The 26,903-nt window shown below is 60.9% G+C and carries 20 protein-coding genes and 1 pseudogene; 8 read left to right on the top strand and 13 right to left on the bottom strand.

The genetic code is table 11. The features are described 5' to 3' along the window. Positions 1-234 precede the first annotated feature (234 nt). The 4 genes from ABLV12_RS17990 to ABLV12_RS17975 all read right to left on the bottom strand — a co-directional run bounded on the left by ABLV12_RS17990 (position 235) and on the right by ABLV12_RS17975 (position 5,134). On the bottom strand, positions 235-1,476 hold the full coding sequence (locus ABLV12_RS17990; protein ID WP_004100095.1) for an LVIVD repeat-containing protein: 1,242 nt from the start codon (positions 1,474-1,476) through the stop codon (positions 235-237). A gap of 75 nt (positions 1,477-1,551) precedes the next feature. Next, positions 1,552-2,616: a sugar ABC transporter substrate-binding protein gene (locus tag ABLV12_RS17985; RefSeq protein ID WP_004100093.1), complete on the bottom strand. Its 1,065-nt coding sequence runs from the start codon at positions 2,614-2,616 to the stop codon at positions 1,552-1,554. A gap of 20 nt (positions 2,617-2,636) precedes the next feature. After that, positions 2,637-3,635, bottom strand: coding sequence for an ABC transporter permease (locus ABLV12_RS17980; protein WP_004100091.1), 999 nt, complete (start codon positions 3,633-3,635; stop codon positions 2,637-2,639). Next, on the bottom strand, positions 3,632-5,134 hold the full coding sequence (locus ABLV12_RS17975; protein ID WP_049591148.1) for a sugar ABC transporter ATP-binding protein: 1,503 nt from the start codon (positions 5,132-5,134) through the stop codon (positions 3,632-3,634). The genes ABLV12_RS17980 and ABLV12_RS17975 overlap by 4 nt, the downstream gene beginning before the upstream one ends. 160 nt (positions 5,135-5,294) lie before the next feature. Between ABLV12_RS17975 and ABLV12_RS17970 the strand changes: the two genes are divergently transcribed. The 3 genes and pseudogenes from ABLV12_RS17970 (at position 5,295) to ABLV12_RS17960 (ending at position 7,246) form a co-directional block, all read left to right on the top strand. Further along, positions 5,295-6,383 (top strand): oxidoreductase, encoded by a 1,089-nt coding sequence (locus tag ABLV12_RS17970; RefSeq protein ID WP_024273899.1) that lies wholly within the window; start codon positions 5,295-5,297, stop codon positions 6,381-6,383. A gap of 185 nt (positions 6,384-6,568) precedes the next feature. Continuing rightward, a pseudogene (locus ABLV12_RS17965) lies at positions 6,569-6,861 on the top strand (type II toxin-antitoxin system RelE/ParE family toxin). After that, a complete protein-coding gene (locus ABLV12_RS17960) occupies positions 6,842-7,246 on the top strand; it encodes a helix-turn-helix domain-containing protein (protein ID WP_004100084.1) in 405 nt (134 codons plus the stop codon). The pseudogene ABLV12_RS17965 and the gene ABLV12_RS17960 overlap by 20 nt, the downstream one beginning before the upstream one ends. Here the strand turns inward: ABLV12_RS17960 and ABLV12_RS17955 are convergent. The 7 genes from ABLV12_RS17955 to entC all read right to left on the bottom strand — a co-directional run bounded on the left by ABLV12_RS17955 (position 7,243) and on the right by entC (position 14,793). Then, positions 7,243-7,440, bottom strand: coding sequence for a YbdD/YjiX family protein (locus ABLV12_RS17955; RefSeq protein WP_004100083.1), 198 nt, complete (start codon positions 7,438-7,440; stop codon positions 7,243-7,245). The genes ABLV12_RS17960 and ABLV12_RS17955 overlap by 4 nt on opposite strands. Before the next feature lie 55 nt (positions 7,441-7,495). Next, a complete protein-coding gene (gene cstA, locus ABLV12_RS17950) occupies positions 7,496-9,601 on the bottom strand; it encodes a pyruvate/proton symporter CstA (RefSeq protein ID WP_348867200.1) in 2,106 nt (701 codons plus the stop codon). A 365-nt stretch (positions 9,602-9,966) separates the two neighbouring features. Then, positions 9,967-10,380, bottom strand: coding sequence for a proofreading thioesterase EntH (gene entH, locus ABLV12_RS17945; protein ID WP_023329428.1), 414 nt, complete (start codon positions 10,378-10,380; stop codon positions 9,967-9,969). Beyond that, positions 10,381-11,136 carry a 2,3-dihydro-2,3-dihydroxybenzoate dehydrogenase EntA gene (gene entA / locus ABLV12_RS17940; RefSeq protein WP_004100080.1) on the bottom strand — a complete coding sequence of 252 codons (756 nt, stop codon included), beginning with the start codon at positions 11,134-11,136 and terminating at the stop codon, positions 10,381-10,383. It lies immediately after the preceding gene. Next, entirely contained in the window at positions 11,136-11,987 is an 852-nt protein-coding gene (gene entB, locus ABLV12_RS17935; protein ID WP_064345022.1) for an enterobactin biosynthesis bifunctional isochorismatase/aryl carrier protein EntB, read from the bottom strand. The genes entA and entB overlap by 1 nt, the downstream gene beginning before the upstream one ends. Positions 11,988-12,000: 13 nt before the next feature. Then, a complete protein-coding gene (gene entE, locus ABLV12_RS17930) occupies positions 12,001-13,608 on the bottom strand; it encodes a (2,3-dihydroxybenzoyl)adenylate synthase EntE (protein WP_070557451.1) in 1,608 nt (535 codons plus the stop codon). 9 nt (positions 13,609-13,617) lie between these two features. Further along, positions 13,618-14,793, bottom strand: coding sequence for an isochorismate synthase EntC (gene entC, locus ABLV12_RS17925; protein ID WP_004100073.1), 1,176 nt, complete (start codon positions 14,791-14,793; stop codon positions 13,618-13,620). Between the two features lie 189 nt (positions 14,794-14,982). Between entC and fepB the strand changes: the two genes are divergently transcribed. Together fepB and ABLV12_RS17915 are read left to right on the top strand one after the other, a co-directional pair. Next, complete coding sequence (fepB, locus tag ABLV12_RS17920) at positions 14,983-15,942, top strand: Fe2+-enterobactin ABC transporter substrate-binding protein (RefSeq protein ID WP_023320536.1); 960 nt, start codon at positions 14,983-14,985, stop codon at positions 15,940-15,942. Positions 15,943-16,172: 230 nt separating this feature from the next. After that, entirely contained in the window at positions 16,173-18,314 is a 2,142-nt protein-coding gene (locus ABLV12_RS17915; RefSeq protein ID WP_115239834.1) for a glycosyl hydrolase family 18 protein, read from the top strand. A gap of 459 nt (positions 18,315-18,773) precedes the next feature. On the opposite strand, the gene entS is transcribed toward ABLV12_RS17915, so the two are convergent. Continuing rightward, a complete protein-coding gene (gene entS, locus ABLV12_RS17910) occupies positions 18,774-20,015 on the bottom strand; it encodes an enterobactin transporter EntS (RefSeq protein WP_004111272.1) in 1,242 nt (413 codons plus the stop codon). 112 nt (positions 20,016-20,127) lie between these two features. Between entS and fepD the strand changes: the two genes are divergently transcribed. From fepD to fepC, 3 genes are read left to right on the top strand one after another with little or no spacing between them, the layout of a single operon-like run. Then, complete coding sequence (gene fepD, locus ABLV12_RS17905; protein ID WP_004111269.1) at positions 20,128-21,135, top strand: Fe(3+)-siderophore ABC transporter permease; 1,008 nt, start codon at positions 20,128-20,130, stop codon at positions 21,133-21,135. Beyond that, positions 21,132-22,124 (top strand): iron-enterobactin ABC transporter permease, encoded by a 993-nt coding sequence (fepG, locus tag ABLV12_RS17900; RefSeq protein ID WP_032704620.1) that lies wholly within the window; start codon positions 21,132-21,134, stop codon positions 22,122-22,124. Before fepD ends, fepG begins: the two co-directional genes overlap by 4 nt. After that, positions 22,121-22,915: an iron-enterobactin ABC transporter ATP-binding protein gene (gene fepC, locus ABLV12_RS17895; protein ID WP_032727936.1), complete on the top strand. Its 795-nt coding sequence runs from the start codon at positions 22,121-22,123 to the stop codon at positions 22,913-22,915. The genes fepG and fepC overlap by 4 nt, the downstream gene beginning before the upstream one ends. Before the next feature lie 98 nt (positions 22,916-23,013). On the opposite strand, the gene entF is transcribed toward fepC, so the two are convergent. Then, a complete protein-coding gene (entF, locus tag ABLV12_RS17890) occupies positions 23,014-26,895 on the bottom strand; it encodes an enterobactin non-ribosomal peptide synthetase EntF (protein WP_348867199.1) in 3,882 nt (1,293 codons plus the stop codon). Positions 26,896-26,903: the final 8 nt, after the last annotated feature.

Genomic DNA, 26,903 nt, shown 5'->3' with positions numbered 1-26,903 from the left:
CTCAGTCTGGCACTTTGATGCCGTAAGGGGGAGGTGTCCATCACATCGGGCTACGAGTGCACCGCCGTCTGTGGGCCGGTAGCCCGGACAGGCGCGTCAGGCGCCGCCTCCGGGTATTGGCCTCTTTCCCCGGAGGCGATGCTTCGCATCTGTCCGGGCTACGGGGGCACCACCGTCTGTAGCCCGGTTAAGGCGTTTGCGCCGCGACCCGGGAAGGCAACAACCCACCATCCCCTACCCCAAATACTCAATCACCGACAGCCCGCCGTTATAGTCGGTGCTGTAGATTATTCCCTGAGCGTCGACGAACACATCGCAGGACTGGATCACCCGCGGACGACCGGGGCGGGTATCCATCATTTTCGCCGGCGCTGCGGGCACCAGCGCCCCGGTTTCCACCGGCCGATAAGGGTTGGAAATATCGTAAGCGCGAACGCCCGCGTTCTGATAAGTGGCGAAAATCAGCGTTGAGCTGACAAAGCTGCCGGGTCGATTCTCATGCAGGTTATGTGGACCGAAGTGCGCACCTTTCGCCACGTAATCAGCTTCATCCGGCTGCGGGAAAGTGGCGATACTCACCGGATTCGTCGGCTCGCGAATGTCGAACAGCCAGATCAGCTTCTCCCCATCCTGCTGGTTATCCAGTACCGCCTCATCAAGCACCACCAGCAGGTCCCGGTCCGGGAGCGGCAGCGCGGTGTGGGTACCGCCGCCAAACGGCGGGCTCCAGTTACGGTGGCTGATTAGCTTCGGCTGAGAGCGATCCTGCACATCGAGCAGGGTCAGGCCGCCGTCGCGCCAGCTGCCGTAGGCGGTGTCGCCGGCGATAATCGCGTGATGCAGGGCATAGCGCTTACCTTCCGGCCACTGCGCGGTCTCCCCCGCCGCCTGGTTCATCCCCGGCAGCCACCAGCGCCCGGCAACTTCCGGCTTACGCGGGTCGGCCAGGTCGATAGTCAGGAAAATATAGTCGCTAAAGCCGTCAATCAGCGCGGAAACGTAGGCCCAGCGCCCGCCGACGTACCAGATTCGGTGAATACCGATGCCGTTAAGCGACAGAAAGGCGATCTCTTGCGGTTTATCCGGGGTGGAGATATCAAAAATCCGCAGCCCGGCGCTCCAGCCCTTCTCCCGTACGTCGCTAACCGTCTCGCCCACCGAACGGGTGTAATAAACCTTCTCGTCGGCGAAGCGGGCATCGGCGAACAGATCCCGGGCGTTGATCACCAGCAGCAGATCGTCGTGCGCCTGTAAATGGACGTTCCAGGTACCGGGTGGCGCGGCGATGTAATTGACCGTTCGCGGATTTTTCGCGTCACGTACGTCCACTACGGAAAAGCCCTGCGATACCATATGGCCAATATAGGCATAACCACGATGTACCATCAGCTGGACGCCGTCCGGGCGTCCTCCCTGATCGCTATGTCCAATCAGCCGCATATTGCGGCTGTATTCCGGGCGCGGTAATTCAGCCACATAACCTCCTGTTGCCGGGCAGCGCTGGTTCCCCTCTACCGCTGGCAGAGGATACCTGACAGCCGCCGGACGCTATTATTTGTTTTTCGCTTCGAGAGTGGCAAACCACGGGGCGATAAAGTCTTCAGTCTGGCCCCAGCCTGGAATAATTTTACCCAGCGAAGCGACGTTGACCGCTCCCGGCTGCGCCGCCAGCAGCGCCTGCGGAATCGCCGCCGCTTTAAAGTCGTAGGTTGCGGGGGTTGGTTCGCCGGCAATCTTATTGGCGATCAGACGCACGTTAGTGGCGCCGATAAGCTTCGGATCCACCGCTACGCTCACCTTCCACGGACTGCCGGATTCGCGCATCAGCTGCAGATCCTGGTTAGAAATATCGATGCTGTAGAGTTTGATCTCGCTGCGACCGTTCTCTTTCAGCGCTTTATAAGCGCCCTGGCTGAACGCGTCCCAGGTTCCCCAGATAGCATCAATTTTACCTTTCGGGTATTTCGCTAAGATCGCGCCAACCTTGTTGGCCGTATCGCCCTGCACATCGGATGAGACTGCGCCGATCGATTCCAGCTCTTTGATGCCGGGATTTTGTTTAAGCAGCGTCTGGTAGGCCGCCTGGCGACGCTCCATCGGCGGGAAACCCGCGACCCACAGTTTGACGATATTGGCTTTGCCGTTGAAATCTTTCACCAGCTGGCCAAAGGAGAGTTCGGTCAGGGAAGCGTCATCCTGCTGGGTGACGGTGACGCCCGGGATCTGGCCGTTTACCGCGGTATCGAAGACCGAGACTTTGATCCCGGCGTCCACCGCTTTTTTCACCAGCGCAGTGGCGTAGGGATCGCGCCCCTGAGAAAGAATAATGCCGTCGTATTTCTGGCTAATCGCCTGGTTAACGAAGTCCTGGAATTTGGCGTCATCACCGTTGCTGAGGAAGGTGCTGATTTTAAAGCCGAGCTTTTTGCCCTCCTGGACCGCTCCGGAGACAAACTGGGTGGTGTTATCGTCGGAGCCCAGGTTGCGGATCACCGCAATGCGAATCGGCCCGCTATGGTCGGCGATCGCTGTCGGAAGCGGCGCCGGGGTTTCAGCAAAAGCTGCCGTCGCGTTAAACAATCCCAGCGCGATGAGTGAAAGCGTTATCTTTTTCATAGTGTTTACCCTGTAAAATTTTAGGTACGGCGCTGAAAATAGGTCAGTGCGAGCGCGCCAGCCAGCACCAGCCCTTTAATAATGTCCATCGCGTAATAGGGAACCGAGAGCATCACCAGTCCATTGGAGAGCACGCCTAAAATGACCGCCCCCACCAGCGTACCGAGCGCGTTCGGCTTACCGGAACCGGCCAGCGAGAAGCCAATCCACGCCGCCGCCACCGCATCCATCAGATAGCCGCCGCCGGCGTTCACCTGCGATGAGCCGATGCGCGACGCCAGCAGAATGCCGCCGAGCCCCGCCAGCAGGGAGGCAATCACGTAAGCGGCAACTTTGTACCGGGTGATCCGCAGACCCGAGAGGCGCGCCGCTTCCGGATTGCCGCCGATGGCGTACATCCGCCGGCCGTGAGTGGTCAAGGAGAGCGCCAGCTGGGCGACAACGGTCACCACCAGCATAATGATGACTATCGTCGGTACCTGTCCGAGCGAACCAAACGCCGCCGGAATCGCGCCTTCCGCCATATCGCCGCTCGGCAGCACCATATTTTCGGTGATCGAACCGCCGTAGCTGTAAGTCATCGCCACGCCCTGAATCACGAACAGGCTGGCAAGCGTCGCCAGCATGTCGGGTATACGCAGGATCACGATCAGAAACGCGTTGAACAGCCCCACTAAGGTACAGAGCGCGAGGGTGACAAGAATTGCCTCGGTGGTGCCGAAGCCGTGCCAGACAAACAGCGAAATCACCAGCGCATTGGCCAGCGAGGCGGTGGAGCCTACGGACAAATCGAAGCCGCCGATGGTCAGGGATATCGATACGCCGATAGCGATCACCGTCACGATGGCGATAGATCGCAGGATATTGATGATGTTAAACGGGTCGAGGAAGTTGTCCGATGCCAGACCAAAAACGGCGATCAGCAGGACGACGGTCAGCAACATGCCCCATTTGTAGAGAAAATCGAAAAATCGCTGACGGCCAGAAACCGCCGCGTTAACTGCCAGGGCTTTACTCACGCTGAAGCTCCTCCGGTGGAGTAATAAAGAATGTTTTCTTCCCGGGCCTCCGCGCCCGCAATTTCCGCCACGATGCGTCCGTCCCACAGCACGCAGATGCGATCGCACAGGCCGACCAGCTCGGCGAATTCGCCCGAGGCGTAAATCACCCCTTTGCCTTCCCGCGCCAGGCCGTCGATCACATTGAATAAATCCGTTTTGGCTTTGACGTCGACCCCTTTGGTCGGCTCATCGAAAATCAGGACGTTGGCGTTGCCGCGCAGCCATTTGCCAATCGCTACCTTTTGCTGATTACCGCCGGAGAGCCGGCGCAGGCTCTGCGCCGGGCCTGAAGTCCGAATGCCTACGCGGGCAATCACTTCTTCCGCCCAGCGCCAGGCCTGACGATGGCCAAACAGGCTCCAGCGGGAGAAGCTACTATCGGCGCTGACCGCCAGATTCATCGCCACCGGCTCCTCGATAAAAATGCCCTCCTTGCGCCGCTCTTCCGGCACCAGCGCCAGGCCGCGCGCTACCGAGTCCGCCGGGTCGCGCGGTCGCCACGGCTGACTATTCAGTTCGCCGCGCGTCAAACGACTTTTGCTGGCGCCAAACAGCGCCTTGCACAGCTCGGTTTTGCCGGCGCCCGCCAGTCCGGCGATCCCCAGAATCTCTCCCTTGCGCAAACGCAGGGAGATATCCTGCAATAACCCTTCGTCGTGCAGCCCTTCCACCTGTAGCAGCACTTCATCGCTATGGGGCGGCCGCTTCGGCGGGAAGATATCGCTCAGCTCATGACCGAGCATTCTCTCGACGATCTGTTCGCCGCTGAGATCGGCCATCGGCCCGCTCTCAATCAGTCGGCCGTCGCGCAGCACCGTCAGGGTGTCGCAAACGGCTTTTAATTCATGAATGCGGTGCGAGATAAACACAATGCCAAGGCCCTGCTGTTGCAGGCGGCGAACCACCGCAAACAGGCGCTCGCTTTCGTTTTGGTCCAGCGGCGCGGTTGGCTCATCGAGGATAAGAAAGCGGCAGTGATGCGACAGGGCGCGAGCCAGCAGGATTTGCTGTTTTTCCGCCAGCGTGCAGCTGTCGATGGAGCGGCGCACGTCGAGGCTGACGTCAAGCTGAGCCAGCGCCTCGCGCGCCAGCTGGCGCAGCCGTCCCCAGCGGAAGGCGAGCCCCGGTTCCGCCAGCCTGTCGAGCATGATGTTTTCCGCGATGCTCAGGCCCGGAACCAGCGCCACGTCTACCTCCTGCTGCACCAGATGAATCCCCAGCTGTTTAGCATCGCGCGGCGAGCGAATACTCACCGGCTGGTTGTTAATCACCACCTCGCCTTCGTAATGGGCGTGGGTGCCGCACAGCACCGCCATTAGCGTGGACTTGCCTGCGCCGTTAGCGCCGGTCAGCGCATGCACCGAGCCCCCTTGCAGGGTAAAAGCCACGTTGCTGAGCGCCCGAAAGCCGGAAAAGGCCAGGCTAATATTTTGCATCTCAAGGCGATTGCCGGTCATCCCCTGCACCCTGTCGATTAATCTTCTGATTTAACGAATTTTTCATAGCTGCCCTTGACTGACAAATGCATAAAAGGCATAAGATAAAGCGAAATAATATTAGCCATCTGGATGTCCAGACATAACATCGGGTTAGCGAAACAGAACAAGGACAGCATGAATGAGTCATAGCGATATCCGCGTGGTCCCCGGCCCCGCCAACTACTATTCCCATCCCGGCAGCCTTGCCCGGCTGCAGGATTTTTATAGCGAAGAACAGCTTTCACGCGCGGTGTGGGTTTACGGCGAGCGGGCTATCGCAGGCGCCCAGGCTTTTTTGCCGGCAGCGTTTAACGCTCCCGGAGCCAAAAAAATCCTCTTTAAAGGCCACTGTAGCGAAAGCGATGTCAGCGAGCTGGCCCGCGCGTCCGGCGACGATCGGTCGGTGGTGATTGGCGTAGGCGGCGGCGCGCTGCTGGATACCGCGAAGGCGCTGGCCCGGCGCCTCGGCCTGCCGGTCGTCGCCATCCCTACCATCGCCGCCACCTGCGCGGCCTGGACGCCGCTGTCGGTGTGGTATAACGATGCCGGTCAGGCGCTGCAGTTTGAAATCTTCGACGATGCCAACTTTCTGGTGCTGGTGGAGCCGCGCATTATTCTTAACGCGCCGGCGGAATATCTGCTGGCGGGCATCGGCGATACGCTGGCGAAATGGTATGAAGCGGTAGTGCTGGCCCCGCAGCCGGAGACGCTGCCGCTCACCGTGCGCCTTGGCATCAACGGCGCGCTGGCCATCCGCGATGTGCTGCTGGAAAGCAGCGAAACCGCGCTGGCCGACCAGCAACGCGGCGAGCTAACCCAGGCTTTCCGCGACGTCGTGGATGCGATCATCGCCGGCGGCGGTATGGTCGGCGGGCTAGGCGAGCGCTATACCCGCGTCGCCGCCGCCCATGCGGTGCATAACGGGCTGACGGTGCTGCCGCAGACCGAGAAGTATCTTCACGGGACCAAAGTCGCCTACGGTATTCTGGTCCAGAGCGCCCTGCTCGGCCAGGACGACGTGCTGGCGCAGCTGGTGCAGGCGTATCAGCGCTTTAATCTGCCAACCACCCTGGCGGCGCTGGAGGTGGATATCAATAACCGCGAACAGCTGGATAAGGTGATTGCCCATACCCTGCGCCCGGTGGAGTCTATCCATTTTCTGCCGGTTGAACTGAACGCCGAAACCCTGCGCGCGGCGTTTGAGAAGGTCGAACGTTTCGCCGGTTAATCCCCGTTTTATTCGCCTCTGCCGCCCGGCGGAGGCGCTTTCGAGCCGCCTCGCAAAGCCGATGTTTCTGCCTTCGCCAGATAACGATTCTGCGTTAGGGTACCCTCATAAGAAAATAGCAAACTTATCTTATAAACTTATTATTTTCTTATATTCAACTGAGGTGTACAGTGGAGGTACATAGCATGCTCATCTGGTCAAAAGTGGCAAAAAAGGAACTGGCAAATATCGATTATCGCTATCAGCAGAGAATCAAAAGCAGGCTAGCGGATTTAGGTGACCGTACGGCTCCTCGGCCCGATGTCAGAAATTATCTAAACCAGAGAATCATTACCGTCTTCGGGTAGGGGATTATCGGATCATTTTCACACGTCAGGGGCTGACGCTGAACGACCTGTTTATCGTGTCCGTTAAGCGCAGAACCTCAACAACCTATTTGCATGAGGAGAATATGCCATATGGCTGTTCAGATAATTAAGGATGATGAAGGGAAAGCGCAGTACGCGGTGATCCCCTACGACGAATACTTCCAGATGTGTTTGCAGCTAGCCGAGCTGGATGATGAAACGGAAGCCGATCTTGAAGATATTCCGGTAGAACACGATATCTACGACAACGTGATGCTGCCGGGTGACGTCTGCGACATCATGGATAAAGAGAAAGTCAGCCTGCAGGCGGCCTGGCGCATTCTGCGCGGCCTGTCGCAGCAGGAGGTGGCCAATAAGCTCGGGATTAGCCAGTCTGCGGTTTCCCAGCTAGAAGCTATCGACTCCCGCCCGCAAAAGCGCACTCGCGAAAAGCTGGCGGCCATTTACGGTTGTACGCAGGAGCAGATCAGCCTGTATCTGCCGAAAGAGGGTTAACAACACTTCGCGCCGCCTTTACCGCCGTAGCGTGCGTCCTGACGTTCGCGGAAAAACTCTTCGTAGGTCATCGGCGTTTGCTCGGGGTGGGTCACACGGATGTGCTCCACGTAGTTGTCGTAATCCGGGACGCCGATCATCATCTTCGCCGCCTGGCCCAGATATTTTCCTGCTTTCGAAAGGGTATCAAACATTTCCAACTCCGCTAACCGCCCTCCTTCTCAAGAAGGAGGGCAACAAAATGATGCTTTAATGGGCGCGTTTCGCCTGAGTGACCAGGCTTTCAGCATCAGCTGGCATCGCCTGGTAAGGGGTCTCTTTCGCCGTCGGTTTGTCCTCTTTCAGCGCCGCCAGCGCGGTCTTAATTGAGAACAGCGCCAGAACCACCACCACTACCATGAAGAAGATGGTCAGCCCGGCATCCAGACGGTTGTTAAACACCAGTTGCGCCAGCTGCGACTCGGTGTACTGCGGCGGAATATTGCCGCTGTCAATCATCGCCTGGAACTTGTTGGCAATCGCCAGGAAGCCCACTTTGGTATCGGTGCTGAACGACTTCTGCCAGCCCGCGGTCAGGGTACAGATCAGCAGCCAGGAGGTTGGCAGCAGTGCGACCCAGGCATAACGCTGGCGCTTCATCTTAAACAGTACCACCGCGCAGAGCATCAGCGCCATCCCTGCCAGCATCTGGTTGGCAATACCAAACAGCGGCCAGAGGGTGTTGATGCCGCCAAGTGGGTCAACTACACCCTGATGCAGGAAGTAGCCCCAGGCCAGCACGCACAGCGCGGTCGCAAGAAGGTTCGCCGGCAGGGAGCTGGTTTGCTTGAGCCCCGGGCTGATCACCCCAAGCAGATCCTGCAGCATAAAGCGCGCCGCCCGCGTGCCGGCATCCACCGCGGTCAGGATAAACAGCGCCTCAAACAGAATCGCGAAGTGGTACCAGAAAGAGACGTCCATCAGGCCGCCCAGCGAACCGTGGAGGATATAGGCCATGCCCACCGCCAGCGTCGGCGCGCCGCCCGCGCGTGAAATAATCGACTGTTCCCCTACCTCATTGGCGATCTGATTGAGCGTATCCGGGGTGACGGTAAAGCCCCAGCTACTCACCACCTGCGCCGCCGACGCCACCACATCGCTCACGCCCGCCGGAGCCAGCACCGCCATTGGGCTGTTCATCGCGAAGTAGACGCCCGGGTCGATAATACAGGCCGCCACCAGCGCCATGATCGCTACGAAGGACTCCATCAGCATGCCGCCGTAGCCGATAAAACACGCCTGGCCTTCGTTGGCCAGCATTTTCGGGGTGGTGCCGGAAGCGATCAGGGCATGGAAGCCGGAAACCGCGCCGCAGGCGATGGTGATAAACAGGAACGGGAACAGGCTGCCGCTCCATACCGGCCCGGTGCCATCGATAAATTTGGTCAGCGCCGGCATCGTCAGCGTCGGACGCATGATCAGAATCCCAATCGCCAGACCGACGATGGTGCCGATTTTCAGGAAGGTAGAGAGGTAGTCGCGAGGCGCCAGCAGCAGCCAGACCGGCAGTACGGCGGCGATAAACCCGTAGCCCACCAGAATCCAGGTAAGCTGTACGCCGGTGTAATCAAACCACGGCGCCCAGGTCGGGCTTTCCGCCACCCAGCCGCCGGAGATGATGGCGAACACCAGCATCACCAGACCAATCACCGACACTTCGCCAATGCGCCCGGGGCGCAGATAGCGAATATAAATGCCCATGAATATCGCCAGCGGGATGGTGAAGGCCACGGTGTAGGTGCCCCACGGGCTGTGGGTTAGCGCTTTCACCACGATCATCGCCAGCACCGCAAGGATAATAACCATGATCATAAAGCAGGCCACCAGCGCCAGCACCCCGGCGGTTGGGCCCATCTCCTCTTTCACCAGCTCGCCGAGCGAACGTCCGTCGCGACGGGTTGAGACGAACAGCACCATAAAGTCCTGTACCGCCCCGGCCAGCACCACGCCCGCCAGGATCCAGATCATTCCCGGCAGATAGCCCATTTGCGCCGCCAGCACCGGGCCAACCAGCGGCCCTGCGCCGGCAATAGCGGCAAAATGGTGGCCGAACAGCACTTTCTTATCGGTCGGAACGTAGTCAAGGCCGTCGTTGTGACGCACCGCCGGAGTCATGCGCGTCGGGTCAACCACCAGCACGTTTTTGGCGATATACAGGCCGTAGAAGCGATAGGCGATCAGATAGACGCAGACTGCCGCGACGACAATCCATAGCGCGTTAATCTGCTCACCCCGGTTTAGCGCGATATAGCCCAGGGCAAAGGCTCCGATAACGGAGAGCAGTGTCCAGATGAGGTATTTCCCTGAATTATTCATCATTGTGTTCCACAGGTAGGGTAATCAGGATGTTACAATTTGTTTCTAGAACACAATACGAGTTTTAACAACTCTGAAACGTTGCAGATGTCGCCTGACGGCAAGGATTTATCTCACATTGCAAGCGAGATCACTTCTGGCAGGAAAATGGATGAAAACAGGGAGGGATATTCTGTAACTGCATCGCAGGTTGTTTCCCCGGAGGTGGCGCTTGACGCGCCTGTCCGGGCTACCGGCCCGCAGACGGCGGAGAACCCGTAGCCCGGTCAGCGCAGCGCCACCGGGAAGAAGCCGCGCCAAAGTCTCAATCCCGGCGTATTCCCCGGGTTGCGGCGTAAACGCCTGACCCGGCAAAAGGCTATGCCTCAGCCGAGGACCGCCGTGCCCAGACGGCAGGTGCAGCAGCGCCGTCCTCGCTCGTCGAATATCGCAATTTCCCAGCTCTGGCCCTGACGCCCCAGGTGCAGCGCCCGGCATTCGCCGCGGACTTTACCGCTGGAGACCGCCCGGTGATGGGTGGCGTTGAGCTCGGTCCCCACCACGCACTGTCCCTCTGCGGTCATCAACCATCCGGCCATCGAGCCGAGGGTTTCCGCCAGCGCCGCGGAGGCCCCGCCGTGCAGCAGGCCAAACGGCTGATGGGTTCGCGCGTCGACCGGCATTTCCGCCTCCAGCACGCCCTCCTCAAGGCGGGTATAGACGATGCCCAGATGGGCCACCATCGTATTGCTGCTGGTGGCGTTAAGCTCATCCAGCGTCAGCTGACGTTTCCAGGCCATTTATGCCCCCAGCGTCGAGCCGCCGTCCACCACGATATCCTGCAGCGTGATATGGCTGGCGTGGTCGGAGGCGAGGAACAGAATGGTATTGGCAATCTCCTGCGGGTGGGCGATTTTGCCCAGAGGAATGCCCAGCTTAAACTGCTCGCCGAAGCCGCGAATGCGCTGCTGCTCTGCATCATCGCTCACCCACAGCGTCCGCTGCATATCGGTGTCGGTAGAACCAGGAGAAACCAGATTACAGCGTACGCCGCTGCCCGCCAGCTCCAGGCCGACGGTCAGCGCCAGGCTCTTTAGCGCCGCCTTTGATGCGCCGTAGGCGCTCATGCCGATGCGCGGGGTATGCGCAGCGTCGGACGCCACGGTCACAATCGCCCCGCCTTTCTGGCGGCGGAACTGCGCCATCGTCTGCTGGAACAGGTTAAACGCCCCGCCAACATTGACGGCAAAGGTCTGCTGCCAGTCTTCAAGGCTCAGCGCATCGGTCGCCCCCATCCGCAAAATACCGGCCGCATTAACCAACACATCCAGCCGCTCGATCCCTGCCAGCAGGCGGCCGCATACCTGCGCCACCTGCTGCGCGTCGGCGACGTTCAGCGTCTCGGTGGCAAACGGATAGCTTTCACCGTCGAACGCCAGATCAAAACCGGTTACCTGCGCGCCGGCCTCAACGAACGCCAGCGCGGTAGCGTAGCCGATCCCCTTACCCGCGCCGGTGATCCACACGGTCTGGCCGTGAAAATCTAGCCCGTTCATTATTTCACCTCGCGAGAAAGCAGCGCCCACCAGGCATCGATGGTCGGTTTTTTCGCCAGCACCACAAAGTCAATATCGCCGTGCACTTTACGCCAGCGCGCGGCGAGCGCCATCATGCGTACCGAATCCAGGCCGTAGTCGATCAGATTTTCGTCATCCATCGGCTCATCGGATTCATCGAGCAGCGGCAGCACCAGCGCGCGCAGCGCCGCTTTCGATGCCGGCAGCGGCAGCAGCTCTTCCGTCATCACCACGCGACCGGAGCGACCCGCCACGTAGTTGAGCGCCATCAGATGCTCCTCGCGGCTGAAATCAGCCAGCGCATCGGCAACGAAAAATGGCTTAATATCGCGCATAAACGCGTCAGTCGCGGTGGTCATGCAGCCGATATGGGCGTACACGCCGGTGATAATCAGCTGATCGCGCCCCGCCTCTTTCAGTATCTCCTCCAGCGGCGAGCGGTGAAACGCGCTGTAGCGCCACTTCACCAGTACGGTATCGTTGTCGTCCGGCGCAAGCGCGGCAATAACCTGCTGCTGTTCCGGAGACCGGGTCAGACCCGGCCCCCACATGTCGTTCAGCAGCGCGCGGTCTTCATCGCTCTGCTCTTTCGGCTGAGCGGTGTAAAAAACCGGAATATTATTCTGTTTGCAGAACTCGCGCAGAGCGGCGATGTTGGCCACCACTTTCTCCATCATCGCGCTGTTTTCGCCCCAGAAATTAAGGAAATACTCCTGCATATCGTGGATCAGCAGCGCGGCACGGGACGGCTCAAATGCCCAGTTCACTTTGTTCGCCGGGATATCGCTGGCTTCCGGCAGCGCGTAAGCCTGTAATTCAGGGATTGCCATTCTGTCTTCTCCTTCAGCCCAGCTTGCGTTCAGCCAGCCACTGACGTAATTGTTTTTTATCGACTTTGCCCACCGGCGTCAGCGGCAGCGCATCAACGCACTCCACGCGGTCCGGCAGTTTAAATTCTGCGACCCCTTGTTCCCGCAGGAAGCGGCGTACCGCCACCGCGCGCAGAGGTTCTTTTACCACCAGATATGCGCAGCTCTTTTCTCCCAGCAGGCTATCTTCCATGCTGACCAGCGCGACGTGGATCACCGCCGGATGGCGCAGCAGCAGGTTTTCGATCTCTTCCGCCGCGATCTTCTCCCCGCCGCGGTTGATCTGATCTTTTTCCCGTCCCTGCACGGTGATATAGCCGTCTTCATCGATCGAGATCAGATCGCCAGAACAGTAGAACCCGTCGGCATCAAAGGCTTCGGCATTATGCTGCGGACTCTTGTAATAGCCGCGGAAGGTGTAAGGACCACGGGTCATCAGCCGTCCGACTTCGCCCCGCGGCAGCGGATTGCCCTGCGCATCGGCCACCCACACTTCATCGTCCGGACACATTGGGCAACCCTGAGTATTGATAATGCGCTCGGGGCTATCGTTGAGGCGGGTATAGTTCACCAGCCCCTCCGCCATGCCGAAGACCTGCTGAAGCTGACAGCCGATTTCCGCCGGAATACGCGCCGCGAGCGTCGCGGACAGGCGCGCCCCGCCAACCTGCAGCAGCCGCAGCGATTGCAGGCGGGCGTTGCTGCCGGAATCATGGATCTCCTGCAGCCACAGGCTGACCGCAGGCGGAACCAGCGAGGTCAGGTTAATCTGGTGTTTTTCAATCAGCGGGAAGCAGAGTGTGGCGCTCGGGTCGTGCGCCAGTACCACCACGCCGCCGGCGAGGAAGACGCCTAATGAACCTGGCGAACTCATCGCGTAGTTATGGGCGGCGGGAAGCGCGTTCAGGTAGCGCGTTTCGGCACTCACGCCGCACAGCTCGTTGCTGCGGCGAATGCTGTAGTCGTAGTCGTTATGGGTACGCGGGATGAGTTTCGGCGTACCGGTGCTGCCGCCGGAAAGCTGGAAAAAGGCCACTTCGTCGGCAGGCGTTGGTCCGGCAATGAAATTATCGCCAGGCCGCTCAATGGCTGCCGTCAGGCTCCGTTCGCCGCTGTCGTTGAGCAGCAGAGCCACGCGTATCGACGGATGCTGGCTGACAAAATCATTCAGAAATTCGTCATCGGCAAACAGCGCGTGTTCGCGATCGGCAATCAGCAAGGCGGGTTCAATCTGGGCGGCGTAGGCGTTGAGCTCGCTACGCTGATGGCTGAACAGCGCATTCACCGGCGCCACGCCGATCCGCAGCAGCGCGAAAAACGTCAGATAAAATTCCGCGACGTTGCCCAGCTGCACCAGCGCCGTTTCGCCGCGCTTCAGGCCCTGACGCTGCAGCGAGGAGGCGAGATTATCAACCAGGCGGTTGAACTCACGATAACTGTAGCGTTTGTCGCCGTCGATAATGGCGGGAGCATCGTTTTCGGCATGACGGGTAATCAGGTTAGTCAGCGGCAGATCCTGCCAGTAACCTTTTTGCCGATAGCGGGCCGCGAACGCTTCCGGCCAGCGGGTAAATTCGATCATCATAGTCCCTTATTGCAAGCCGAATACGTTCAGCATGGTGGTCAGTTTGACGCCGGTTTCGCGCCACTCGCCTAGCGGCGAAGAGGCCGGGACGATCCCTGCGCCTGCAAACAGCCGCAGCGTGCGTTGATGCAGGCGCGCGCAGCGGATGGTGACCACCCACTCGCCGTTGCCTTCATCATCGCACCAGCCGACGATACCGCCGAACAGCTGGCGATCGAACGGCTCCAGTTCGTTAATCAGGCGTTTTGCCGCCTGATGCGGGAAGCCGCTCAGCGCCGGGGTGGGATGCAGCAGACAGGCCAGCGACATGGCATTCTCGTTTGCCAGCGCGGCGCCCTGAATCTGCGTCGCCAGATGCCACAGGGTCGGCGTGGTGATCAGCTGCGGAGAATCCGGCAGGCTTAGCTCGCTGCTGCGCGGTGCCAGTACGGCCTTCATCGCCTGGGTCACCAGCTCATGTTCATGGCGGTCTTTTTCCGACGCCAGCAGCTTGTGCCCCGCTTCGCGGTCCAGCACATCGTCCGGCTGACGGCGGGCCGAACCGGCCAACGGCAGAGAGTAAAAATGCGCCCCTTCTTTACGTAACAGCAGCTCCGGGCTGGCGCCCAGCAGCACGCCGCCGTCCGAAAGCGGCACGTGGAAGTTATAGCTGGCGGGGTTCTGGGCAATCAGGCGCTCCAGCAGCGCACCGCTATCAACCCGCTCACGGGTGGTGATATCAATCAGGCGCGACAGGACCACTTTGTCCACTTCCGGCGTCGCGGTCAGGGCCGCCGCGCGCGTCACCATCGCCATAAAGGTGTCCTGTTCGGGGATCTCCCGGCGCTGAATCACGTCCATGGGCTGCAGCCCCGACGCATAGCGCGCGGAGTGCTGCTTTTCTGGTCGGGAGAAGGTTTCCCAGCTTGTGGGTATAAACAGCTCGGACGGCTCGCTGGTATCAAACGGAATGGCGCCGACCATTATCGGCTTAGCGATCCCGGCAGCCCGCGCCGCTGTAAAGGCGGCGGCCATTTTGTGCTGGAATTCCCCATCCAGATTTTCGCCATCGGCGGCAGGATGAGAAAACCGACTAAAGCAGCCAGCGGTGGTGAAACTGCGGTACGGCGACATAAAGAAGAAGCTTTCCGGCGGCAGAGTCATTTTTTTCTCCCGTACTTCCTCAGCCAAAGACGTTTCCATATCATCCTCCAAAAAAACGATAAAGATATTACGAATAATTATCATTTATATTTTGGTTGGGTAACCTAAAAGGTATTGCGCGCTATGTCAACCGTACAGGTAGCATGTTGTGCGACTTAGGCTTGCATCCACGCGGCGCAAAGCTGAAAATGAGAAGCATTTATCACCACTTAATCAGGATGCGAATACGTGAATTTCTCCACCTTTTGCCGCCGTACCCTCCTCGCCAGCGGTCTGGCGATTTTAGGAATTAGCTCAGCGCTGGCGGCAGACTGGCCGCGGCAGATAACCGACAGCCGGGGAACGCACACGCTGGAAAGCCAGCCCCTGCGAATTGTTTCCACCAGCGTGACGCTGACCGGCTCACTACTGGCGATTGACGCGCCGGTAGTCGCCAGCGGCGCCACGACGCCGAACAACCGCGTCGCCGACGGTCAGGGATTTTTACGTCAGTGGAGCGATGTGGCGAAAGCGCGGAAGCTGTCGCGCCTCTACATTGGCGAACCGAGCGCTGAGGCCGTCGCTGCGCAAATGCCGGATCTGATTCTGATTAGCGCCACCGGCGGCGATTCGGCGTTGACGCTCTACGACCAGCTTTCCACCATCGCCCCAACGCTTGTCATTAACTACGATGACAAAAGCTGGCAGGCCCTGCTGACCCAACTGGGGACGATCACCGGCCATGAAAAACAGGCGGCAGAGCGAATTGCGGAATTTGATACTAAGCTGGCGGCGCTGAAAGAGAAGATGAAGCTGCCGCCGCAGCCGGTCACCGCGCTGGTCTACACCGCCGCGGCCCATAGCGCCAATATCTGGACGAAAGAGTCCGCTCAGGGGCAGATGCTTCAACAGCTGGGCTTTACCCTTGCCGATCTGCCCGCCGGTCTGCATGCCAGCCAGAGTCAGGGGAAACGTCATGATATCGTGCAGCTGGGCGGTGAAAATTTAGCCGCCGGACTTAACGGTCAGAGCCTGTTCCTGTTCGCTGGCGACCAAAAAGACGCCGATGCGATTTACGCCAACCCGCTGCTGTCGCATCTGCCCGCAGTCGAAGGTAAACGCGTTTATCCGCTGGGAACGGAAACCTTTCGCCTGGATTATTACAGCGCCGTACTGGTGCTGCAGCGCTTAGCCGCGCTCTTTGCTTAAAGCTCTTCTCCCGGCGCGGGTCGCCGGGATCTCATCGCGCATCACTCCTCACATCATCTCTTTGTTATAAAAGCTTATTTTCCCTCACTGAACCTCATCAGTCTCATCGCCGCCTCAGCCAAAATATCATCGTCGCCGGTGTTGTTTTGTGATTAGCCCTGGCCGCCGCGTTGCCCGATTATCTGCCCCACACCGCTTGAGGTGGGCATTCAACACAGAAGGAAATTAACGTGGCAACAAGCAAATTGATTAAGGGCGATACGCTGACCGAAACCAGCAACGCCGCAGACGGCTTTAACCCGGCAACCGAAGTGAGCAACTACAGCTATACCTCCGCTCGCGTCGCCAAACCGGTCTATAACAAATACAAAGCCTCAACCAGCAAACCGAAAGTCTTTGGTTACTACACCGACTGGTCTCAGTATGACGGACGTCTGCAGGGCGGCGATGCGAAAGATAACCGCGGTCGCGGCTACGATCTGACTAACGTCTCCCCTACGGCTTACGATAAAATCATCGTCGGCTTCGTCGGCGTCACCGGCTTCCATAAAGTGGATGGGATGTACCGCGATGTGGTTGCCGAAGCCGCCGAGCAGTGCGGAAAAGTCAAATATGAGCCGACCTTCCTCGACCCGTGGGGCGATTTCCAGTCCTACGTTAACGTTGGCCACTCCGTCAGCGGCTGGGACGTCGATCCGAAAACCGTCACTCAGGCGAATACCAAAGGTCTGCTCGGCGGCCTGCGCGATCTGCAGGCCAAAGCGAAGCAGCAGGGTCACGATCTGGTGCTGTCCATGAGCATCGGCGGCTGGACCATGAGTAACAGCTTCCACGAAACCGCAGCTTCTGATTCCGCCCGTAAAACCTTCGCGAAAGGCGTGGTAAAACTGTTCAAACAGTTCCCGATGTTCAGCGAAGTGGATATCGACTGGGAATACCCGAACGCGGAAGGCGCGGGCAACCCTTACGGCCCGGAAGACGGCGAAAACTATGCGCTGCTGATCGGCGAGCTGCGTAAGCAGCTGGATTCCGCCGGTCTGAGCAACGTCAAAATCTCCATTGCCAGCTCCGCGGTAGTGAAGACCTTCGATTACTCCAACGTGAAAGCGCTGCTGCAGGCCGGTCTGTACGGCATCAACGTGATGACCTATGACTTCTTCGGTACGCCGTGGGCGGAAACCCTGACGCATCACACCAACCTGAACGCGCTGGAAGAAGGCGGCTGGGCGGTCAATACCATCGTCGACCATCTGCTGGCCGAAGGCTTCCCGTCAGACCGCATTAATATTGGTTACGCTGCCTACAGCCGTAACGGCCGCAATGCAGAGCTGGAATCTCTGTCTCCGCTCAAGGGTACCTATAACCCGGGCACCGGCACCACCGTGGGTACCTTCGAGTCGGGTACCACCGAATGGTATGACACCATTTATAACTACCTGGATCTGGAAAACCAGAAAGGCCGTAACGGTTTCAACGTCTATACCGACCAGGTGGCCAACGCGGATTACCTCTACAATCCGGAAACGAAGCTGTTCATGTCTCTGGACACCCCGCGTACGGTGAAAGCCAAGGGCGAATACGCCGCCAGCCTCGGTCTGGGCGCGCTGTTCACCTGGACTATCGACCAGGACAACGGCGTGCTGGTGAACGCCGCGCGTGAAGGTCTGGGCTATGAAATGGCCTCTGAAGTTATCGATATGGAGCCGTTCTATTTCGAAGGCATCAACGTCGAACCGACGGATGAAGCGGATGAAACGGATGAAAATGAGGAAGACGACGTTCAGCCTGAACCGGCGGTCAACCACGCGCCGAAAGCAGCCATCGAACTGATGGTGGTTGGCGGCTCCCGCGTGCGTCTTTCCGGCGAAAAATCCTCGGATGAAGATAGCGACGACCTGTCCTTCAGCTGGGGCGTGCCTGCGGCGATCGCCGTGGCGGATAAAACCGCCGCCGTCATCGAGTTCGACGTCCCGAAAGTGAGCGAAGATACCGAGTTCACCTTTACTCTGTTCGTACGCGATACCTGGGGTGAGCCGTCAACGCAGCAGCGCTTTGTGCTCTCCGTCGTCGCCGCTACCCAGAGCGATGACAGCGAAGACGAGTCGGAAGACAAGAACGATGATGAGCCGGCGGACGACCAGGATAACAGCGATGATCAACCTCAACCGGCGGATGATGATGTAGTGCCGTCAGACGAAACCACGCCTTATCCGCTGTGGAATGCCAGCACCGTGTATGGCGGCAACTGGGGTACCTTTGAAACCGTCAGCTGGAAAGGCCACAACTACCAGGTGAAATGGTGGTCTCAGGGCAATCAGCCGGACCTGAACTGCGGCCAGTTCCAGGTGTGGACCGACCTCGGCGCGTACTAAGCCTTAATCGTCACTGACGAGTGATAGCCAGCCCCGGAGCCATCCGGGGCTTTTTATTGGCGCTCTTTTCGGTTTACCCGGTGGCGCTAGCGGGCTACTTCAAGTCGATAGCCTGGGATGCGCCAGGATGAATACATCGGTGCGGCTTCTTCCCGGGTCGCGCTGCGTTTACCCGGGCTACGAGTCCACCCCCGTCTGCGGGCCAGTAGCCCGGGTCAGGCGTTTACGCCGCAACCCGAGGAGGTGCCGGGATGAGTACATCGGTGAGGCTTCTTCCCGGGTCGCGCTGCGCTTACCCGGGCTACGGGTAACGCGCCGTCTGTGGTTCCGGCCAACTCACCGTCGTCTGCGGTGTGCTTCCCCGGTGGCGCTGCGCTGACCGGGCTACGGGTTCACCGCCGTCTGCGGGCCAGTAGCCCGGACAGGCGCGACGCGCCGCCTCCGGGAAGACCGGCGGAACTAGCTTTCGCTGACCGTCTCCGGGCGCTGAAAGCGGCGCAGCTCGCGTAGCAGCCCGACCAGCACCACGCCCACAATCACCAGCGCCCAGCCGCTGGCGCTCGCCGAAGCGGCCGGCGTCAGAATCGCGCCCAGCCCCCCCAACAGCGCCGCGCCTATCGCATCGCCGGTCACGTTCTGCGCGGTCCACAGCCCGTTGATGCGCCCGAGCATATTCTCCGGGGTTTGCGTCTGGATCAGCGTATATTGCAGCAGCGAGCTTATTGCGCTCAGCCAGCCAAACAGCGCCAGGCACAGAGCGCCCAGCTCCCACACCGGCATCAGGCTGAACAGCGCAATCGCCACAAACGAGCCGACGGTGGTCGCCAGCATCAGCACGCCGGGCTTCGCCGTCTGCGCCAGCTGTCCGCTGGTCAACGCGCCGAACGCCGCTCCCAAAGGGATCGCCGCGTACAGCAGGCCAATCTGCGACGCCGACATCTGCCAGCTTCCGGCCAGCGCCGGATAGAGCACGCGCACCGCGCTGGCCATCGTCAGCAGTCCGCCAAGCAGCGCAATGCCGCCGATAAGCGGGCTGTTAAACAGAAACTTCAATCCCGCGTTCAGCGATTTTAGCGGATGTTCGCGCGGCTGCGGCGGCGGCGCCAGCCGCGGCAAACGCAGCAGGGTCAGCGTCGTAATAAAAGTACCTGCCGCCGCCAGCCCGTAATTCCAGGCCACGCCGCCGGTTGCCAGCAGCAGACCGCCGATCATCGGTGAAATGACCGATCCCAGCCGCACCGTCAACATAGTGATCGCCCCGGCCTGCATCAGATTTTCCCGGCCAACCAGCGCTGGGGTCGCCGCCAGCAGCGCGGTCACGCCGATTGAGGCAAACAGGCCGTCCCAGATGCCCAGCAGATAGATTGCGATAAGCGACGGTTCCGGCAGCATGGCGTTGAGGCACAGGCCGACGAAGCCGATGCCGCAGGTGCCGCGCGCCAGCAGGATCAGTCGCTTACGCTCATAGCGGTCGGCAAGCACGCCGCCGATCATCAGACCGACAAACATCGAACCGCCGGTTAAGGTGACCGACAGCCCCACTTGCCAGGTCGAATGGGTCATCATCTGGATCTGTACCGGGATCGCCACGCCCAGCAGGCCAAGCGACAGAATTGAGATAAAGCGGGCGATAAAGACGGCGCGAAAGGCCGGGTGGGTTTTCAGCAAGCTGAGATTCAGCAGCCAGGATTGTCGGTTCATGACAGCGCCTTGTTATTATTTTCCATACCATTTTTATGGGTGCACATGCTAACATAACTGGATAGAATCGATAACGATAATTACTATCATTATCATGTCAGGGATGTAAGCCATGTCGTCTTCAACGACCGCGGCGCGCGCCTTTGCCGTGCCGGGTCTTTTAATCGTCTTAATCATTGCGGTTGCGCTCAGCCTGCTGATCGGCGCCAAACCCCTACCGTTTAGCGTCGTCATCGATGCTTTCGCCGGCACCTGCCAGAGCGCCGATTGCACCATCGTCCTTGATGCCAGACTGCCGCGAACCCTTGCCGGGCTGCTGGCCGGCGCCGCGCTGGGCCTGGCCGGAGCGCTGATGCAAACGCTGACCCGTAACCCGCTGGCGGATCCGGGGATCCTCGGCGTCAACTCCGGCGCCAGCTTCGCTATCGTGCTGGGTGCGGCGCTGTTTGGTATCTCCTCACCGCAAGAGCAGCTGCTGATGGCCTTTTGCGGCGCGTTCGGCGCCTCGCTGCTGGTCGCCTTTACCGGCAGCCAGGGCGGCGGCCAGCTGAGCCCGGTTCGCCTGACCCTCGCGGGGGTCGCCCTGGCGGCGGTGCTGGAAGGCCTTTCCAGCGGTATCGCCCTGCTCAACCCCGACGTCTACGATCAGCTGCGCTTCTGGCAGGCGGGTTCGCTGGACGTGCGCACCCTGCAAACGCTTAAAATTGTCCTGATCCCGGTACTCATTGCCGGCCTGGTGACGCTATTGCTGAGCAGGGCCTTAAACAGCCTGAGCCTCGGTAACGATACGGCCACCGCGCTCGGCAGCCGGGTGGCACGTACCCAGCTCATCGGCCTGCTGGCGATTACCGTCCTGTGCGGCAGCGCCACGGCGGTGGTCGGGCCCATCGCCTTTATTGGCCTGATGATGCCGCATATGGCCCGCTGGCTGGTGGGCGCGGATCATCGCTGGTCGCTGCCGGTCACCCTGCTGGCCACCCCTGCCCTGCTGCTGTTTGCCGACGTGCTGGGCCGTCTGCTGGTCCCCGGTGAGCTGCGAGTTTCGGTCGTCAGCGCCTTTATCGGCGCGCCGGTGCTGATCTGGCTGGTCCGCCGCCAGCCGCGCGGAGGTGGAATGTGATGGCCCCGTCCCGCCGCCTGATGTTTAGCTGCCTGCTGCTGCTGATCGCCAGCGCCCTGGTCTCCCTGTGGGGGCTCGGCACCGGCCTGGTACCGTTAAGCGTTGAACAGGTTATCTCCGCGCTGCTCGGCGATGCGCCGCGCAATATCACCCTGGTGGTGACCGAGTGGCGCCTGCCCCGCGTGCTGATGGCGCTGCTGATCGGCGCCGCCCTCGGCGTCAGCGGCGCGATTTTCCAGTCGCTCACCCGCAACCCCTTGGGTAGCCCGGACGTGATGGGTTTTAACACCGGGGCGTGGAGCGGCGTGCTGGTCGCCATGGTCATGTTCGGCCAGAACCTGGCGGCCATCGCCGCGGCGGCGATGGCTGGCGGGATCCTCACCGCGCTGGTGGTCTGGATACTGGCGTGGCGCAACGGGATTGAAACCTTTCGCCTGATTATTATCGGCATCGGCGTCCGCGCCATGCTGGTAGCATTCAATACCTGGCTACTTCTGCGCGCTTCGCTGGAAACCGCCCTCTCCGCCGGGCTGTGGTATGCCGGCTCGCTTAACGGACTGACCTGGGGAAAAACCTGGCCATCCGCGCCGCTGATTCTCTTGATGCTGGTTTGCGGGGCGCTGCTGGCGCGGCGCATGCGGCTGCTGGAGATGGGTGACGATACCGCCTGTGCGCTGGGCGTGCGGGTTGAGCGTTCGCGCCTGCTGATGATGCTGGTCGGGGTGGTACTGACCGCCGCCGCCACCGCGCTCGCCGGGCCGATTTCATTTATCGCCCTGGTGGCCCCGCATATCGCGCGCCGCCTCAGCGGCACCGCGCGCTGGGGGCTGACTCAGGCGGCGCTGTGCGGCGCCCTGCTGCTGGCCATCTCCGACTACGCCGCGCAGCGTCTGTTTATGCCCTATCAGTTACCGGTGGGCGTGGTGACCGTCAGCATTGGCGGCATCTACCTCATCGCGTTGTTAATTCAGGAGTCCCGCAAAAAATGACCGCTGTTACCTCCCGTTTGCGCGGCGATCGGCTGACCCTGGCGTACGGCAAAAAGACCATCGCCGAATCGCTGAACGTCACCATTCCCGATGGCCACTTTACCGCGATTATCGGTCCCAACGGCTGCGGTAAGTCGACCCTGCTGCGCACCCTGAGCCGCCTGATGACGCCTACCAGCGGTCATGTCTGGCTCGACGGCGAACAGATCCAGCATTACGCCAGTAAAGAGGTGGCAAAGCGCATCGGCCTGCTGGCGCAGAACGCCACCACGCCGGGGGATATAACGGTTCAGGAGCTGGTCGCCCGCGGCCGCTATCCGCACCAGCCGCTGTTTACCCGCTGGCGCAAAGAGGATGAAGAGGCGGTCACCAGGGCGATGAAGGCCACCGGCATTACCGACCTCGCGCAACAAAGCGTCGATACGCTCTCCGGCGGCCAGCGCCAGCGGGCGTGGATCGCCATGGTGCTGGCCCAGGAAACGGCGATTATGCTGCTGGATGAGCCCACCACCTGGCTGGATATCAGCCATCAAATCGATCTGCTGGAGCTGCTGAGCGAGCTGAATCGGGAAAAGGGCTATACGCTGGCGGCGGTGCTGCACGACCTGAATCAGGCCTGCCGCTACGCCACCCACTTGATTGCCCTGCGCGACGGTAAAATCGTCGCCGAGGGCGCGCCGAAGGAGATTGTCAACGCGGCGCTGATCGAGAAGATTTACGGCCTGCGCTGTACGATTATTGAAGATCCGGTGGCGCATACGCCGCTGGTAGTGCCGCTGGGTCGCAAGTAGAAATTCCCGGCTCGCGCTGCGCTTAGCCGGGCTACCCAATCTGGCACAAACGGTAGCCCGGGTAAGGCGTCAGCCGCAACCCGGGAGTTCATCGATCCCTAACCCAGTATCTCCCTGACCACCGGACCGATCGCTTCAAAAGCCTGCGGAGAGATAATATCCACGTGGGCGCAATCCTGGCTAAACACCTCCAGCTCGCCGATCCACGGCCCCCACACCACCTGCGGGTCCATCCCGGGTTGCCGGGTCTTCTCCGCCACGAACAGCGTCGCCTTACCGTCAAACTTCGCGCTGTGCGCGGTAGTCAGCAGGCGCACTGCATCGGCATAGTTGCCTTCAATCACGCTGAACAGCTCGCCGGAAGCCTGCCCCTGCTGGGCGGCCAGAAACGCCTCACGTTCACGGGCAATTTCCGCCAGCACCTCAGGATCCAGCCCGTTCGCCTCTTTCTCCGCCCAGTTCTGCGTCTCGGGCGGCCAGGTATCCAGCAGCCCGAGGAAGGCCACCGCTTCGCCGCGCTGGCGTAAACGGGCGGCAATTCCCTGCGCCAGGGTACCGCCGAGCGAATAGCCAAACAGATAGTACGGGCCGCGCGGCTGCTGCGAAAGCAGGGTTTGCAGATGATGTTCGCATACCGCATCCAGATCGGCCGCCGTCGCCATCGGCCCCTGCGGTCGCGGCGACTGAATGCCGACGATCGACCAGCGCGGGCTTAAATAACGCGCCAGCACGCTGAACTGCCAGGCAAAACCGGAAGCCGGATGGAAGCAAAACAGCGTCGGACCGTCGCTCTCGCGCAGCGGCAGGATCGCGTCGAAGCCCAGCCGTTGCGCCTGCTCATCGCTCAGATCCGATGCCAGCAGCGCACTCAGCTTGCCGACGGAAGAAGCGACCATTATCTGGCCAGGCGTCACCTGGCGTTCCAGTTCGCGGCTCAGCAGCGCCGCCAGGCGCATCGCCAGCAGCGAATGGCCGCCAAGGGCGAAGAAATCGGCATCGATGTCGTTCACCTCACAGCCGAGCAGCTGGCTGAACGCTGCGGCAACGGCAGTTTCCACGCCCGGCTCCGGCGGACGTCCGCTGCGCTCACTGCTCAACGTGGGTAACGGCAGCGCTTTACGATCCAGCTTGCCGTTGGCGCTTAGCGGCAGCGCCGGCAGCTGAATCAGCACCACCGGCACCATATGCGGCGGTAGCTGTTCGCCAAGCTGCGCTTTGAGCGCGGCGGTGTCCAGCGGCAGACCGGAAGCAGAAACCAGATAGCCCACCAGCTGACGGGCATCGCCGCCGGTCGCCGCCGCCAGGTTGAAGACGCAGGCGTGAGCCACCGCCTGCGCAACGTCCGGCAGCGCAGATAGCGCGCGGTCAATTTCGCCCAGCTCAATTCGCTGGCCGCGTATTTTTAGCTGGTCGTCGCTGCGTCCGAGATACTCGACCGCGCCGTTATCCAGCCAGCGGGCAACATCGCCGGTACGGTACATCCGCTCGCCCGGCGCGTAGGGGTCGGCAATAAAGCGGCTGGCGGTCAAATCGGGACGCCCCAGATAGCCCTGCGCCAGCTGAATGCCGGTCAGGTAGAGATCCCCCGCCACGCCCGGCGGTACCGGGCGCATGGCGGCATCAAGGATGCGCAAGCCGGTATTCCACACCGGCCAGCCAATCGGTACGCTGGCGCCGGTGACTGCCGCCAGTTCGGGCCCGCAGGCCGGATACCAGCTGACGTCCACCGCGGCTTCCGTCGGGCCGTACAGGTTATGCAGCGGCGCGCCGGTGAGCTGCTCCCATTCACGGCATAGCGCCGTCGGCAGCGCCTCTCCGCTACAGAATACCCGGCGCAGGGTTTGACAACAATCGACGTTTTCCGCCTCCAGCGAGGCAACGAACGCCGCGAGCATCGACGGCACAAAGTGGGTCGTTGTCACGCCGTAGCGGGCAAAAAACTGCTGCATCGCCAGCGGGTCGCGGTGGGCTTCCGGCTCGGCCATCACCAGCTGCGCACCGGCGATAAACGGCCACCAGAACTCCCATACCGAGACATCAAAGCTGCACGGCGTCTTCTGCGCCACCACATCCTCAGCACAGAGCGGATAGTGGTCCTGCATCCACAGCAGGCGGTTGACGATGGCGGTCTGCCCGACCATCACCCCTTTCGGTCGCCCGGTGGAGCCGGAGGTAAAGATGATATACGCGGTATGCTCCGGCTGCGAGAGCGCCAGCGGCGCGGACTCGCCCGCCGCCAGCGGCTGCTGGTAGCAGAGGCTTTCCAGGCCGGGAATATCGCTAAAGCGCGCCAGCTGATCCTCGGAGGTGATCAGCAGCGACGGACGGGCGTCTTCCAGCATCATCCGCAAGCGGTCGTCGGGATAGCCGGTATCCAGCGGCAGCCACGCGGCTCCGGCCTCAACAATGCCGTGCAGCGCCAGCGTCAGGAACACCGAACGCGGCAGCGCGACCGCCACGCTATCGCCCGGTTTGACGCCCCGCGCGCGCAGACGCTCGGCCAGCGCTAGCACCTGCTGGCGCATCTCACGGTAGCTAAACTGCCAGCAGCCATCCGCCAGCGCCGGGGCATCCGGGGTTTTTGCCGCCTGTGCCGCCACCAGCGCGCTCAGGGTGGTGAGCGGCAGGTCGACAGCGGTCGCGTTCACCTGCGCCAGGCGTTGGTTTTCCGCCGCCGACAGCATATTGGCCTCGCCGCAGGGCAGAGTGGGATTATCGGCAAACTGAGTCAGCAAAGAAGATAGACGGGCGATATGCCCGCGCAGCGTCTGTTCATCATATCGCTGCTTGTTCGCCAGCACCTCCAGCGATAGACCGCCGGTTTCATCCGGGAAGAGCGCCAGCTCCAGGTCATTGACCGGGCCAGTGGCCAGGGTGTGGGTAATCGCCTGTACGCCGTCGATATCCAGCTGATAGTCGAAGACTTTAATATTGAGTACCGGGCCAAACAGCGGTTCATCGCCCGCCGCCCTGCCGCTGTCGCGGACAATCTGTTCGGCATCATAGCGCTGGTGGCGGCGCATTTTCTTGAGCTGTCCGGCAAGACGCATGGCCAGCTCCGCCAGCGTTTCCCGGGCGTCAATATTGACCGCCAGCGGCAGAACGTTGAGCACCGGGCCGGTAGCGGTTAATGCCGCAGAGCCCATGCGGCGCATGAAAATAAAGCCCGCGGCGTAATCCATTCGGCTGCACAGCCGTCCCAGCCACAGGGCGGTTAGCGCCAGCGCCAGATCCGCGCGCTGGCACTGCGGCGCGCCTGCCGCCAGCCGGCTAAATACACCGGCGTCGACCTCCAGCTTCATGCGCCAGATATCGGTGCTGGTCGCCCTTCCCGCCAGCGGCGCGTCGGAAAGGGAGGCCGGAGCCGGCAGCGCCTGACGCTGCGCCTGCCAGAACTGTTTGTCACGCTGCCAGGCGTCGCTGCCGTAGTAGCGCTGGTACTCTTCCACCACCTCGGCAAACGGCGTGAACGGCGAAGCTGGCGTCTCTTCGCCGCGCTGCCATGCGCGATAAATCGCGGCGATCTGGCGGGTAATGGCCGGGAAACTGAAGCCATCGACCAGCAAATGATGATAACGCTGATACCAGTACCAGCACTTATCCCCCACCCGCAGCAGCTGATGGCAGACCAGCGGATTACCGCCGTCCACGCGCAGGTTTTGCCCGAGGTCGGCCTGCATCAGCGCCAGCGCGGCGGCGTACGGGTCGTGCGACGTGCGCAGATCCCGATAGTCCGGCTCGGCAAAATGACGATTTTCATCGACCCACTGCCAGGCTTCGCCGTTATCTTCACAAAAACGCATGCTGAGGGTGTCAGCCTGAGAGAGCCCGGTGACAATCGCCCGCCCGAGCAAGGTCGGGTCGATATCGCCGCGCAGCTCAACATAGTGGGCCACGCTCCAGGCGCCGGGCAGCGTCGAGAGGCGCTCCGCCATCCAGATCCCCGGCTGAGCCGCAACCAGCGGTAAACGTGTGGTCATTGTGGGCT

The sequence above is a fragment of the Klebsiella sp. CN_Kp100 genome (genome assembly GCF_040065315.1).
Classification (GTDB): Bacteria; Pseudomonadota; Gammaproteobacteria; order Enterobacterales; family Enterobacteriaceae; genus Klebsiella; species Klebsiella oxytoca.
This window is presented reverse-complemented; position numbering and strand designations above follow the sequence as displayed.